General features: G+C 65.3%; 10 protein-coding genes and 2 riboswitches. All 10 genes read right to left on the minus strand.

The window, feature by feature from the left end:
* Position 1 precedes the first annotated feature (1 nt).
* Positions 2 to 1420: an amidase gene (locus B2W55_RS16845; RefSeq protein ID WP_024582505.1), complete on the minus strand. Its 1419-nt coding sequence runs from the start codon at positions 1418 to 1420 to the stop codon at positions 2 to 4.
* On the minus strand, positions 1413 to 2585 hold the full coding sequence (locus B2W55_RS16850) for a M20 aminoacylase family protein (protein WP_024582504.1): 1173 nt from the start codon (positions 2583 to 2585) through the stop codon (positions 1413 to 1415). The genes B2W55_RS16845 and B2W55_RS16850 overlap by 8 nt, the downstream gene beginning before the upstream one ends.
* Before the next feature lie 6 nt (positions 2586 to 2591).
* The gene (locus B2W55_RS16855) at positions 2592 to 4112 is read right to left on the minus strand and encodes a M81 family metallopeptidase (RefSeq protein ID WP_024582503.1); all 1521 of its coding nucleotides are present in this window, start codon (positions 4110 to 4112) and stop codon (positions 2592 to 2594) included.
* Positions 4113 to 4360: 248 nt separating this feature from the next.
* Positions 4361 to 6025 carry an ABC transporter ATP-binding protein gene (locus B2W55_RS16860; protein ID WP_024582502.1) on the minus strand — a complete coding sequence of 555 codons (1665 nt, stop codon included), beginning with the start codon at positions 6023 to 6025 and terminating at the stop codon, positions 4361 to 4363.
* Entirely contained in the window at positions 6022 to 6909 is an 888-nt protein-coding gene (locus tag B2W55_RS16865) for an ABC transporter permease (protein ID WP_024582501.1), read from the minus strand. The genes B2W55_RS16860 and B2W55_RS16865 overlap by 4 nt, the downstream gene beginning before the upstream one ends.
* 3 nt (positions 6910 to 6912) lie before the next feature.
* The gene (locus B2W55_RS16870) at positions 6913 to 7857 is read right to left on the minus strand and encodes an ABC transporter permease (protein ID WP_024582500.1); all 945 of its coding nucleotides are present in this window, start codon (positions 7855 to 7857) and stop codon (positions 6913 to 6915) included.
* Positions 7858 to 8117: 260 nt separating this feature from the next.
* Positions 8118 to 9416 carry an ArgE/DapE family deacylase gene (locus B2W55_RS16875; protein ID WP_024582499.1) on the minus strand — a complete coding sequence of 433 codons (1299 nt, stop codon included), beginning with the start codon at positions 9414 to 9416 and terminating at the stop codon, positions 8118 to 8120.
* Entirely contained in the window at positions 9413 to 9610 is a 198-nt protein-coding gene (locus B2W55_RS16880) for a hypothetical protein (protein WP_029879431.1), read from the minus strand. Before B2W55_RS16880 ends, B2W55_RS16875 begins: the two co-directional genes overlap by 4 nt.
* A gap of 122 nt (positions 9611 to 9732) precedes the next feature.
* A complete protein-coding gene (locus B2W55_RS16885) occupies positions 9733 to 11043 on the minus strand; it encodes a D-amino acid dehydrogenase (protein ID WP_024582498.1) in 1311 nt (436 codons plus the stop codon).
* Positions 11044 to 11108: 65 nt separating this feature from the next.
* A riboswitch (glycine riboswitch) is annotated at positions 11109 to 11224 on the minus strand.
* Between the two features lie 3 nt (positions 11225 to 11227).
* Positions 11228 to 11335, minus strand: a riboswitch (glycine riboswitch).
* 91 nt (positions 11336 to 11426) lie between these two features.
* Positions 11427 to 12557 carry a M20/M25/M40 family metallo-hydrolase gene (locus B2W55_RS16890; RefSeq protein WP_024582497.1) on the minus strand — a complete coding sequence of 377 codons (1131 nt, stop codon included), beginning with the start codon at positions 12555 to 12557 and terminating at the stop codon, positions 11427 to 11429.
* Positions 12558 to 12629 lie beyond the last annotated feature (72 nt).

A 12629-nucleotide genomic window follows, 5' to 3' on the forward strand; every position in this document is an offset into this window, starting at 1 on the left:
GCTACTTCTTCGGCGGCGCCGGCCACGGTTTTTGCGGGCCGCGCAGGCCCTCGAACGCCTTGCCCATGCCGAGCACGCCGATGTCGTCGAAGCGGCGGCCGATGATCTGGACGCCGATCGGAAAGCCCTTCTTGTCGTAGCCGCCGTTGATCGACAGCGCCGGATTCTCCGACATATTCCACGGCACGGTAAAGCAGATGTGCTCGAACGGCTTTGCCGGATCGTTGAGTGGTGCCGCGAACTCCGCCGGGAAGTTCACCACCGGCGATACCGGCGAGATCACGTAGTCGACCTCGCAGAACAGTTTTGCGGCGGCGGCGCGGATCGCCATCGTCTGGTTGAAGCCGCGAACCACGTCGACGCCGGAGAGCTTTGCGCCGGCCTCGGCCCAGTTGAGGATATAGGGCAGCGTCTTGCCGCGATCGGCCTGCGGCAGTTTCGACAGCTCGTCCCAGGTCCGGGCGCGCCAGAAATGGTCGAGCCCCTCGAGCATCTCGGGCGTCAGGATGCCGTCGATCTCGGTGATGACGGCGCCGGCGGACTCGAACGCCTTCGCCGCCTTGACCACAATCTCGCGAACCTCCTTCTCGACCTTCTGGCCGGAGCCGGCATCGAGCATCAGGCCGATCCGCAGCTTGCGCGGCGACTTCTCCAGCGCCTTCCAGTTCACTTCGAGTGCCGGCAGGCTCATGCCGTCGCGGCGATCGGGACGCGACAGCACGCTCATCATCAACGCGGCGTCATCGACGGTGCGGGTCATCGGGCCGGCGACGCGGCCGACATAGGGTGGGTCGATCGGTACGCGGCCGAGGCTCGGCTTCAGCGCGACGAGGCCGCACCAGGCGGCCGGTAGCCGCACCGAGCCGCCGATGTCGGTGCCGAGATGCAGCGGGCCATAACCGGCAGCACCCGCGGCGCCGGCGCCGGCGCTCGAGCCGCCGGGGTTCTTGCTGACGTCCCAGGGATTGCGGGTGAGGGGATGGAACGACGACAGTCCGGACGACAGCATGCCGTAGTCCGGCATCGTGGTCTTGGAGAAGATCACGCAGCCGGCTTCGCGCAACCGCGCGGCAGGCGGCGCGTCTTTCTCGGCGGGCACGGGCTTGACGCTCGCGGCGCCGAGCGGCACCGGCTGGCCCTTGGTCGCGACGTTATCCTTGATGGTGACGGGCACGCCGTCGAGCGTGCCGGCCGGCTCGGCCTGCTGCCAGCGCTCAGTCGAGGCCTTGGCGACTTTCCGCGCGCCGTCAGGGTCGTACAGATACAGTGCCTTGATCTGCGGCTCCCAGGTCGCGACCTGGGAGATGATCTCCTCCAGCACCTCGGAAGGCGAGAACTGCTTGGCGCGATAGCCCGCGAGCAGGTCGACGGCCGAGAGATCGTGCAGCGATGTGATGGTGTCCTGTTTCGGCTTATGCATGGGCACCTGCCGGCATACGTTTCTCGATGATGCGGGCGAACATGCTGGCGCCGATCGGCAGGATCTTGTCGTCGAGAACGTAACCGGGATTGTGCACGGGCACTGAACCGTCATGGCCGACCCAGAAATACGCACCGGGAACGGCCTGCATCATGTCTGCGAAATCCTCGCTGCCCATCTTGGGCGTCGAGCGGGTGATCACCTTTGCCGGATCGACAACGGTGCGCGCGACTTCCTCGACGACGCGGGACTGCTCCTCCTGATTGACCAGCACGCTGAAGCCGTCGCGGATCTCAACGGAGATCTCGGCGCCATACGCGGCGGCAAAGCCGGTGCAGATCTCGCGCATGCGCTTGCGGATCAGCTCGCGGATCTCCTCGGAGAAGCAGCGCACCGTGCCGCACATCCAGGCGTCGCCGGGAATGACGTTGTAGGCCGAGCCGGAATGGATCTGGGTGATCGACAGCACGGCGGCCTGCAGCGGATCGACGTTGCGGCTGACGATCGACTGCAACGCCTGTCCGAGCGTCATCGCGATCACGACCGCGTCCTTGGAGCGTTCCGGCATCGCGCCGTGGGCGCCATAGCCCTGGATCCTGATGTCGAAGAAGTCGGCCGCGGCCATCGCCGGGCCCGGCAGGATCGCGATCTCGCCATGGTTGAGGTCGGGCGCGTTGTGCAGGCCATAGACCTCGTCGCAGGGGAACTGCTTGAACAGGCCGTCCTTGATCATCGCGCGCGCGCCGCCGAGGCCTTCTTCGGCCGGCTGGAAGATGAAGTGCACGGTGCCGTCGAAATTGCGGGTCTCGGCGAGATAGCGCGCCGAGCCGAGCAGCATCGTGGTGTGGCCGTCATGGCCGCAGCCGTGGAAGCGGCCGGGAATCGTGGAACGCCACTTCAGATTGGTGTTCTCCTCCATCGGCAGCGCGTCCATGTCGGCGCGCAGGCCGATCTTCTTGCTGCTGCTGCCCTTGCCCTTGAGCACACCGACCACGCCGGTGCCGCCGAGGCCGCGATGCACCTCGATGCCCCAGCTCGCGAGCTTGTCGGCGACGATGCCCGAGGTGCGGACCTCCTCGAAGCCGATCTCGGGATGCGCATGCAGATCCCGTCTGATGGCGGTGAGTTCGTCGGCAAAACTGTCGATGCGCTCAATGGTCGGCATGGCTCTCTATCCGTTGGTGCGTGATGGGGAGGTGGGTGTAAAAACGGGGCCGTTTGGTCTGATACGAATGCCGGGACGTAAATGTTTCCACGGCAGCGTGGCGGTATCGGCCGGCATCGCGCCGGGGGCGGCGCAGATCAGCAGTTTCTCCGCGATCGGCTCGAAATCGGCGCGGAAATGCACCGAGCTCTTGTTGACCAGGATCTTCTGCGCGGTCGGCTCGATGCCGACATAGCGGTACATCGACTGGTCGGCAAGCTGGGCCTTGTAGGAGCCGACCACGACCCGGACGTCGCCGACCCGCAGGCAGGCCGAGGGGCCCATGTCCATGTCGCGGCCGCCGAAATACGGACCGGGCGCGACGAACTTGCCGTCCGAGAGCTGCTCGACGACGAAGGTCTCCTTGTACGGCGCGTCGCCGGGAATGCCGGACTTGCCGCCGAGCGCCAGCGTGACGGTGGCGCCGATCCCGGCCGCATGCGCGGCCTTGGCCGATTGCGGATCGTAGATCACACCGGTCGCGGCGCTCGCCCGGTTGCGCACCAGCGCGCGCAGCATGCCTGTGGTGTCGGAATCGCCGCCGGCGCCGGGATTGTCCTGGGTGTCGGCGATGATGATCGGCTTGCTCGCCGACTTCGCGAGCTCCATCGCGAGCTGCACGCCCTCGTCGGGCGAGTAGATCCGGCCGTCGAAATCGTCCTCATGGCCCTCGACCAGGGCGACGACCTTGTCGGCGGCCGCATCCGCATCGGCCTGGGTCCGGCCATAGGCGAACACGCTCGGCCCGCAATCCCTGAAATCGGCGGCCGGGAAGCCCGGCGCGAACGACAGCGTCGGCACGGCGTCGCTCTCGAGCGCGGCAAGCTTCTGGTAGATGCCTTGGGTCGGCTGGTCGTTGGTGCATTGCCAGCTGATCGGGATCAGGAACGGCAATTGCCGGAATGCCTTTGCAAAGCGCTGCCCGGACTTGAGCATCAACGCCAGATGCCTGGCGCAGGCCCGGCCGGTGTCGGCCATGTCGACATGCGGGTAGGTGCGGTAGGCGATCAGCGCGTCGGCATGTTCGATCATCTCAGGCGAGACGTTGGCATGCAGATCGAGGCTTACCACCAGCGGCAGGTCGCGGCCGATCGCCTTGCGCACGCGGGCGAGGGTTTCACCTTCGCCATCGTCATGATGCTCGGTGACCATGGCGCCGTGCAGGTCGAGATAGACCGCGTCGATCGGCCCGGCCGCGACAATGCCGTTGACCATTTCCGTCACGATCCGCTCGTAGGCGTCCTTGCTGACATGCGCCGATGGACTAGCTGCGGCGAAAAGCGTCGGCACCAGCTCCCAGCCATTGGCTTCCACGGCCTCGACGAAGCCGGCAAGACCCACATTGATCTTGCGCATCACCTTGAGCACGTCGGCGCCACGCGTCATCGACGGCCAGCCGCCGCCGTGCACGAAGTCGTCATAAGTCGCCTTCGTCGGTGCGAAGGTGTTGGTCTCGTGCAGGAAGCCGCCGACGGCAATGCGGGTCATCAAGTTGGTCTCGACACGTTTCTTCGCTCATGATGCGATTTGGAAGCAATCGCATCATCTGGCCTTTTCAGTTTGAGTATGATCTTTCGAAAGCCGGTGTTCGCTTTCCAGGTCACGCTCTAGCGCGCGACGTTAAGCGTGTCGTCGCGCCAAGCGCAAGCCGGGGAGCACTTCCGGATTTGCATGCCCTATGGGCGTATTGAAAGGCTCAGAGCCAGGGCATGAGGCTAAAGGCATAAGGCTAAAGACTAGGCCGTCGCCCCAATGCCTTCCGAAACCGGGCGGAAGTTGGCGAAGTCCCAGCCGCGCCCGGGAGCGGCATCGAGCAGCGCGCGGGTATAGGCCTGCTGCGGATTGGTCAACACCTCCGCCGCCGGTCCCTGTTCCACGACGCGGCCACGCTGCATCACGGCGACGTCGTCGCAAATCTGCGCGGCGACGCGCAGGTCATGCGTGATGAACAGCAGCGCGATGCCGAGCCGAGACTGGATCTCGTCGAGCAGGTTCAGAACCTGCGCCTGCACCGAGACGTCGAGCGCGGACACCGCCTCGTCGGCCACCAGCACGTCGGGATCGAGCGCGAGCGCCCGCGCGATCGCGATGCGCTGACGCTGGCCGCCGGAGAACTGGTGGGGATAGCGCGAGATGGCGTCGGGCGGCAAATGGACCAGCTCGAGCAGTTCGCGGGCCCGCGCCAGCGCGTCCTTGCGCGGCATGCCGTAATTGATCGGGCCTTCCGCGATGCTCTCGCCGACGGTGACGCGCGGGTTGAGCGAGCGGTAGGGGTCCTGGAAGATGATCTGGATCTTCTGCCGATGCGGCTGTAGCAGCCGGCGTGACAGGTCGGAAATCTCGCGGCCGGCCAGCCGCACCCCGCCCGACGTCGGATCGATCAGGCGGACGATGCAGCGTGCCACCGTCGACTTGCCGGAGCCGCTTTCGCCGACGATGCCGAGCGTGCGGCCCTTGCGCAAAGTGAGCGTGACGTTGCTGGCGGCGGCGACCTCGCGGGCTTTGCCGTACAGCGACCGCTCCCGGTAGACCTTGCTGAGCTCATTGGCCTCCAGCACCACCGGCTCCGATGTTTCCGGCCGCGGTGCGCGCGGCACGAGGCTCGGCACCGAGGACAGCAGGTTGCGGGTGTAGTCCATCTTCGGGTTGCGCAGCACGTCCTGTAGCGGTCCGGCTTCAACCAGCCGGCCGTGCCGCATCACCGCGACGCGGTCGGCGATCTCGGCCACCACGCCCATGTCGTGGGTGATGAACAGGACAGCGGTGCCATGATCGCGTTGCAGGTCGCGGATCAGGGTGAGGATTTGTTTCTGGGTTGTCACGTCGAGCGCCGTGGTCGGCTCGTCCGCGATCAGCAGCTTCGGTTCCAGCACCAGCGCCATTGCGATCATGATGCGCTGGCGCTGTCCGCCCGACAGGCGGTGCGGGTAGGAGGAGAAGATGCGCTCCACATCCGGCAGCCGGACATGTTCCATCATCGCCAGGATCTTCCGGCGCCGCGCGCGGGCATCGAGATCGGTATGGGCGCGCAGCACCTCGTCGATCTGGCGGCCGACCGGCACCACCGGATTGAGCGCGGTCATCGGCTCCTGGAAGATCATCGCCATTCGGGTGGCGCGGAGTTGGCGCAGCCGGCGGTCGCTGGCCGTGAGCAGTTCCTCACCGACCAGCTTGACGCTGCCGCCCGAGGGCACCAGCGTCCCCTTCTGCAACAGCCCCATCGTGGTGAGCGAGGTCACCGACTTGCCCGAGCCGCTTTCGCCGACTAGGCACAGCGTCTCGCCTTCGCGGACCTGCAACGACAGGTCGTCGATGATGCGATGCGCGTCCGCCTTGCGGCCGAGACCGACGACGAGATTGTTGATGTCGAGGACGACGTTGGAGGAGTTGGTTGCGGTCACTTGCCCTCACGCTGCTTCATGCGGGGATCGAGCGCGTCGCGGGCGGCGTCGCCGATCAGATTGATGCTGAGAATGGCGATCGAGAGCAGAAGTCCCGGCCAGAAGATCAGCGATGGCTTGACCTGAAAGTAGGCGCGGCCCTCGGCCATGATGTTGCCCCAGGTCGGCGTTTCCGGCGAGATGCCGGCGCCGAGGAACGAGAGGATCGCCTCGGTCAGGATCGCGGATGCGCAGACGTAGGTGCCTTGCACGATCAGCGGCGCAATGGTGTTCGGCATCAGATGCCGCCACATGATCTTCGGCAGGCTGGAGCCGAGCGAGATCGCGGCCTCGACATAGGGCTCCTCGCGCGCGGTCAGCACCACCGAGCGCACCAGCCGCGCCACGCGCGGGATCTCGGGGATGGTGATCGCGACCATCACGGTCCAGATGCTGGCGCCGGACAGCGACACCACGGCGATCGCGAGCAGGATGGCGGGGATTGCCATCAGGCCGTCCATCACGCGCATCAGCACCGCATCGACCCAGCGGAAGAAGCCGGCGACGAGGCCGATCAGGAGTCCGATGGCGATCGAGCAGACGGCGGCGCCGAGCCCGATCACCAGCGAGATCCGCGCGCCGTAGATGACGCGCGACAACAGGTCGCGTCCATAGGCGTCGGAGCCGAGCAGATATTGCGCGCTCGACGGCTTTAGCCGCTGCGATGGCGTCAGCAGCAGGGGATCGTGCGGCGCCAGCAGCGGCGCGAAGATCGCCATCAGGATGATGAGGGCAAGGCAGATCGTCGCAACCGCGATGATCGGCGTCGACGTCAGGAAGCCGAACCTGACGCGGAACGGCCGGGTGACGGGGATGGTGGATTCGGGAAGGGTTTCGATCGCCATTGCTCAGTACCGGATACGAGGATCGAGCAGGGTGTAGGCAACGTCGATCAACAAATTGACGCCGACATAGATGCCCGACGTCAACAGGATCATGGCCTGGATCACCGGATAGTCGCGCGCCAGCACCGCATCGACGGTGAGGCGGCCGATGCCGGGCAGGTTGAACACGCTCTCGGTGACGACGACGCCGGAGATCAGCAGTGCGAAGCCGGAGCCGATCACGGTGATGACCGGAACCGCGGCGTTGCGCAGCGCATGGCGCAGCAGCACGCCGGTCTCGCCGATGCCCTTGGCCCGCGCCGTGCGCACGTAATCCTCGCCCAGCACGTCGAGCATCGAGGCGCGCGTCATGCGCGCGATCAGCGCGACATAGATGAAGGAGAGGGTACAGGTCGGCAGGATGATGCGCTCGAAGAACGGACCGAAGCCGGCCGAGATGCTCTTGAAGCCCTGCACCGGCACCCAGCGGAACGGGTAGATCGCAAACACCTGGATCAGCACGTAGCCGATCACGAACACCGGCACCGAGAAGCCGAGCACCGACAGCCCCATCACGCAGCGGTCGATCCAGGTGCCGTGCTTCCACGCCGCGATCACGCCGAGCGGCACCGCCACCAGGATCGAGAGGATGATGGTGGCGAGCGCGACCGAGATCGACGGCTCGAGGCGCGGCCCGATCATCTCGAGGATCGGCTTGTTCGAGATCAGGGAGACGCCAAGGTCGCCATGCAGCAGCTTGGCGACCCAGGTGTAGAACTGGATGTAGATCGGCTCGTTGAGACCAAGCGAGGTGCGGATGCGATCGAGCTGTTCCGGTGTCGCATTGTCGCCGGCGAGGATCGCCGCCGGGTCGCCCGGCGTCAGCCGCAGCAACAGGAACACGAACAGCGCCACCACGCCCATCACGGGAATGGCGGCGAGGATGCGGCGGATGAGATAGCCGATCATCGCTGCTATCTCCTGCCGTCTAATGGTGCGAAGCGAAGGCTGGGCCGCATCATACTCATGGTGTCCCCGTGATGTGTCTCATGCGCTTCTGCGTCTCGTCTCAAGCTAGCGCGAACGTGATGAATTTGCAGGCAAATACTGTGCCAATGGCGACGTTATATCAAGGCGCGGTTCAGGCCGTCGGGGCCTCCCTGGTCTGAAGCTGCTATTTCGAATTGCACTCGTCGTGACGTGCCACCGAGCTGAAACGGCACGTCGATTTACGCTCTCGTCACGCCGCACCAATTGGCCACGAACAGTGCGATGCTCTGCGTTGTCTTGCGAAGACTGTCGAGCTCGACGCGTTCGTTGAACGCGTGCGGGCCAATGCCGTAAGGACCATAACAAAGGGCAGGGATGCCGTAGTCGACGCAATAGTAGCGGGTGTCGTTGACGGCCGTCGACAGGCGCTCTTGCATCGGAGCCTGGAAGACGGAGTGATGGGCCGCAGACAGAGCTGCTTCCGCTTCGCTGCCCGGTTCGCACACCGCTGCGTCCGCCTGAAAACCGCTCCACACCAGCTCCGCCGGATTGCCGGACAGGAACTCGTCGGCCTTGTGCGCCTCAGTCAGGCATTCCTCGATGCCGCGCATCGCCTGCTGCGGCGTTTCGCCCGGCAGCAGACCGAGCCGGCAATCAAGTTCGCACCAGGCTGCGGTCGAACTCGCCCAATCGCCGCCCTTGATGATGCCGACGTTGAACTTGATCGGGTTCTTGACGTTGCGGAACCAGCTGTTGTCGAGCGCCCGGGCATTGAGCGCCTTGGTGTAATCCTGAAATGCGCGCACCAGATGCATCGCCGACAGGATGGCGCTCGTGCCGGACTCGGAATAGGCGACATGCACCGGGGTGCCGCGGACACGCAGCCGAAACCAGACGGCGCCGACCTGGGCGCGTGTGAGCGTATGTCCGGTCGGCTCGGGAATGAGGCAGGCGTCGGCGCGATAGCCGCGCATCAACGTCGACAAGGCGCCGTTGCCGGTGCTCTCTTCCTCGGTCACGGTTTGCAGATGGATGCGCCCGGCCGGGGCATACCCCGCGTCGCGGATCGCATCGAGCGCGAAGATCATGGCCGAGACGCCGGCCTTCATATCTTGCGCGCCACGCCCGAACATCCAGCCGTTCTGCACGGCGCCCGAGAACGGCGGCTGGTCCCAAAGGTCAGCCGGCCCTTCCGGCACCACGTCGATATGACCTTGCAGGATCAGGCTGCGCCCACTGCCTTTGCTGTCGAGCGTAGCAACCACCTGCTGCGATCCGGCAAGATCGATGCCGTCCATTGGTGCAGCCTTCGGATGGCTCATCAGGTTGACGTCCGCAAGGCTGAACGTATCGACGTCGTAGCGACGCTTAGCGAATTGCTCGGCCAGCCAATGTTGCTGCGGCGCTTCTTGTCCACGCAAGCTGCGGAACTGGACCATGCGCGACAGGAACGCGATCTGATCGTCGAAGTTTCGGTCGACGGCCGCGCACAGCTCTGCGGCAATCTGCGCCGGCTTGGTCAGCGTCCCGGTCGTCATGTCGCGCCTTTCGTGAAGCCCGGTGCATGAGCGAGAGCGTTGAGCGTTTCGGAGAAGCGGCGCAGGTGAGCGCGATGCGCGCCGGTGGCGAGTTTGGATATTTCTTCGCGGAAACGACCGCCGTCGACATACGTGCCGTCCACGGTCGCGCGACGCACCGCGTTGCCGCGCGTGCCCGCTAGCTCGATGCGCATTGTCCCCTCCCGCGCTGAAGCCTTTTTCTCATCATAACGCTAGTCCTTGTCAAACGGCGTTTCTCAGCGAATTCCGACTTGGCCACACGCAAATACGCTCATATTCTTCCTCTCCGGCCGGATTATTGGGGGAAAGCTGCGCGTGCGGTCTCGGTCGCATCGCACTGTGAGGGCACCATTGAAGGCGCGTCGAGGTCGCGCCAGTCGTCGATCGCCGCGGCGATCGTCTGTGCCGTCGCGGCCGACAACGTCCAGCCGAGATGGCCATGGCCGGTGTTGTAGAACACGCCCGGAATCCGTCCGGCGCGGACCACCGGCATCATGTTCGGCATCATCGGGCGCAGGCCCGCCCATGGCACGACCTTCGAGGTGTCGATCCCTGGGAAATGATGCCGCACCCAGTCCACCAGCGGCTGGATGCGATCGGCCCTGATGTCGCGGTTGAAGCCGTTGAACTCGGCCGTGCCCGCGACGCGGAAGCGATCGGCACCGAGCCGGCTGGTCACGATCTTGGCGGCCTCGTCGAGCAGGCTCACGGTCGGCGCGGCGTCGCGGCTGCGCGGCGCATCGAGTTGCACGGTGATCGAATAGCCCTTCACCGGATAGACATTGACACGGTCGTTGAGCAGGCCCGCGAAATGGCGGCTCGCCACGCCGGCGCAAATCACGATGCCGTCGGCATGCAAGTCGTGTCGCGTCGCAACGCCGGCGTCCTGCGCGGCGGCTTCGTTCCAGCCGATGCGAAAACCATCATCACCACGCGCGATGGTGTCGACATCAGCTTCGTGGACGAAGCTCGCGCCGCGGCGGGCGCAGGCATCGGCGAGGCCGCGCGTGAACTTGTGGATATCGCCGGTCGCATCCGACGGCGTGAAGAAGCCGCCATAGCAGGCGGTTTGTAGGGCCGGCTCGATGCCGCGGATTTCATCCGCCGTTACCGGCCGGCGATCGAGCCCGCCTTGTTGCAGCAGCGTGTTGACCCGCAGGCCCGCGTCGAAGCCATCCTTGTCGTGATAGACGTGAAGGATGCCGCGGCGCTCGAGGTCAAAGGCGATGTTCTCGCGTTGGGCGATCGAGAACAGATGCTTGCGGGCTTCGATCGCGAGCCGCGTGGTCTCGATGGTGTTGGAGCGATAACGCGCGATGCCACCCACGAACTCGCCGATCCAGGAATATTTGTGCCAGCTCGGCTTCGGATTCATCAGGAGCGGCGCGTCGCTCCTGAGCATCCAGCGCAGTCCCTTGAGAATGGTCGTGGCGCTGTTCCAGACTTCGGCGTTGCTGGCCGAAAGCTGTCCGCCATTGGCGAACGAGGTTTCCATCCCGGCGTAGCGATGCCGGTCGAGGACCGTCACCTCGTAGCCGCGTTCGAGCAGGGCATAGGCCGTCGTCACGCCGGTGATGCCGGCGCCAATGATCGCGATGTGTGGCATGGTGGTCTTCAGGCTCCCGCGGGTTAGAGTCGCCGAACCGCCGGTGAAACCGGCATCGGCGCCCCATCTGTCACGGTACCTGAGAGCTTGATCCGCATCGGGCCTGCGCCCGATCACGAACTATCCCCTTCGGTGGACGTCATGGCCCTTGATGTGCGGCCATGTTCGTCTCTCTCCAGATCGTCCTGACGATACAGTCCTTTTGCCTGAGAGTTTCCGGGGCGGTTGCTCCGTCGGCGCCGAAGCCAACAACATCAGATGTTGTCGCCTCGATCTCTCCCGCATCGTCGTATTGGACGGCCGGACCGTAGGCGAAGCCTCAAAACTGGACAAGGCTAAATTTCGGTCCGGCAGTGCCAACGTGTTGTGCAGTGCAATCGACGTCAGTCCAGCGTTGCGAGCAGTGCCGCCATCAGGCGGCCGCGCTCGGCGAGGCTCTCGACTTCGATATGCTCGTTGAGCGTATGCGCATCAGCGCCGCGAACGCCGAGCCCGTCGAGGGTTGGGATGCCCATCGCGCCGGTGAAGTTGCCGTCCGATCCGCCGCCGGCGCTGCCGTGCGGCAGATCGAAGCCCATCGCCGCCGCGAGGCCTTTTGCCTTTTCATACAGCGCCATGGTGCCGGCGTCCGGCTCCCATACCGGGCGCGTGACGCCGCGCGTCACCTTGAAGGTCACGTCGTTGGCGGTGCCCGACAGGGCCAGCATGCGCTCGACGCCGCGGTCGAGATCGGCCTGGCGCTTGGCCATGCTGAGCGCCTCGCCGGAGCAGGTGGTGGCAACGCAATTGACCCACTGGCCGCCATGCACGACGCCGACCGAGAAGGTGCAGTCGTCGGTGGTCATGCCGTCGATGGCGATGATTTGCCGGGCCATTTCCCGGATCGCGGAACGACCGGAGGACAGCGTCGCACCGGCATGGCTCGGCTTGCCGGTGGCTTCGAGATTGAAGCGCGCGATCGCGTAGCGGCCGGTGACGACGCCGTTGTTCGGCCGGCCGGGCTCGGGCACCAGCACATATTTGTTGCGTGCGGCTTCGGCCTCGATGATGTCGCGGGTCGACGGCGTGCCGACCTCTTCATCTGGCGTGAACAGCACGGTGATCGGCAGCGGCGTCGTAAAGGAGGCGCGGGCGAGTTGCCTGATGGCCTCGATCGACAGATAGTTGCCGCCCTTCATGTCGAAGATGCCGGGCCCGAAGCATTTGTCGCCTTCGCGCCGCCACTTCAGCTTCTCTATGGTGCCGACCGGGTGCACGGTGTCGAGGTGGCCGGCGATCAGGATGCCGGGCTGGCCTTGCTTGGGATGGGGAAAGCGGGCGCGCACGCAGCCCGCGAAGCCCTGGCGTCCCGCGATGCGTTCGATCGTCGCACCCATGATCGCCATCTCGCGCGCGGCGAGATCGAGCATGCGCTCGACCGCGGCAGCGTCCCAGGTCGGGCTCTCGCATTCCACCCAGCCGCGCAGGCCTTGCAACATGGCTTCGGAATCAAAGGGGAGGTTGGCTGGGTTCATGTCGTTTCTCTCTTGTTGTTCTGATCGCGTGACTGCGCTTATTCCGTACCTGCGCGCATGCGTGTCGCACGA

The sequence above is a fragment of the Bradyrhizobium sp. UBA2491 genome (assembly GCF_002341725.1).
Lineage (GTDB): Bacteria > Pseudomonadota > Alphaproteobacteria > Rhizobiales > Xanthobacteraceae > Bradyrhizobium.

What these genes read in the sequence shown, in the direction of transcription:
- B2W55_RS16850 (WP_024582504.1), bottom strand. Translation starts at nt 2,585, where the DNA reads ATGCCGACCATTGAGCGCATCGACAGTTTTGCCGACGAACTCACCGCC.
- B2W55_RS16845 (WP_024582505.1), bottom strand. Translation starts at nt 1,420, where the DNA reads ATGCATAAGCCGAAACAGGACACCATCACATCGCTGCACGATCTCTCG.
- B2W55_RS16855 (WP_024582503.1), bottom strand. Translation starts at nt 4,112, where the DNA reads ATGACCCGCATTGCCGTCGGCGGCTTCCTGCACGAGACCAACACCTTC.
- B2W55_RS16865 (WP_024582501.1), bottom strand. Translation starts at nt 6,909, where the DNA reads ATGGCGATCGAAACCCTTCCCGAATCCACCATCCCCGTCACCCGGCCG.
- B2W55_RS16870 (WP_024582500.1), bottom strand. Translation starts at nt 7,857, where the DNA reads ATGATCGGCTATCTCATCCGCCGCATCCTCGCCGCCATTCCCGTGATG.
- B2W55_RS16880 (WP_029879431.1), bottom strand. Translation starts at nt 9,610, where the DNA reads ATGCGCATCGAGCTAGCGGGCACGCGCGGCAACGCGGTGCGTCGCGCG.
- B2W55_RS16875 (WP_024582499.1), bottom strand. Translation starts at nt 9,416, where the DNA reads ATGACGACCGGGACGCTGACCAAGCCGGCGCAGATTGCCGCAGAGCTG.
- B2W55_RS16885 (WP_024582498.1), bottom strand. Translation starts at nt 11,043, where the DNA reads ATGCCACACATCGCGATCATTGGCGCCGGCATCACCGGCGTGACGACG.
- B2W55_RS16890 (WP_024582497.1), bottom strand. Translation starts at nt 12,557, where the DNA reads ATGAACCCAGCCAACCTCCCCTTTGATTCCGAAGCCATGTTGCAAGGC.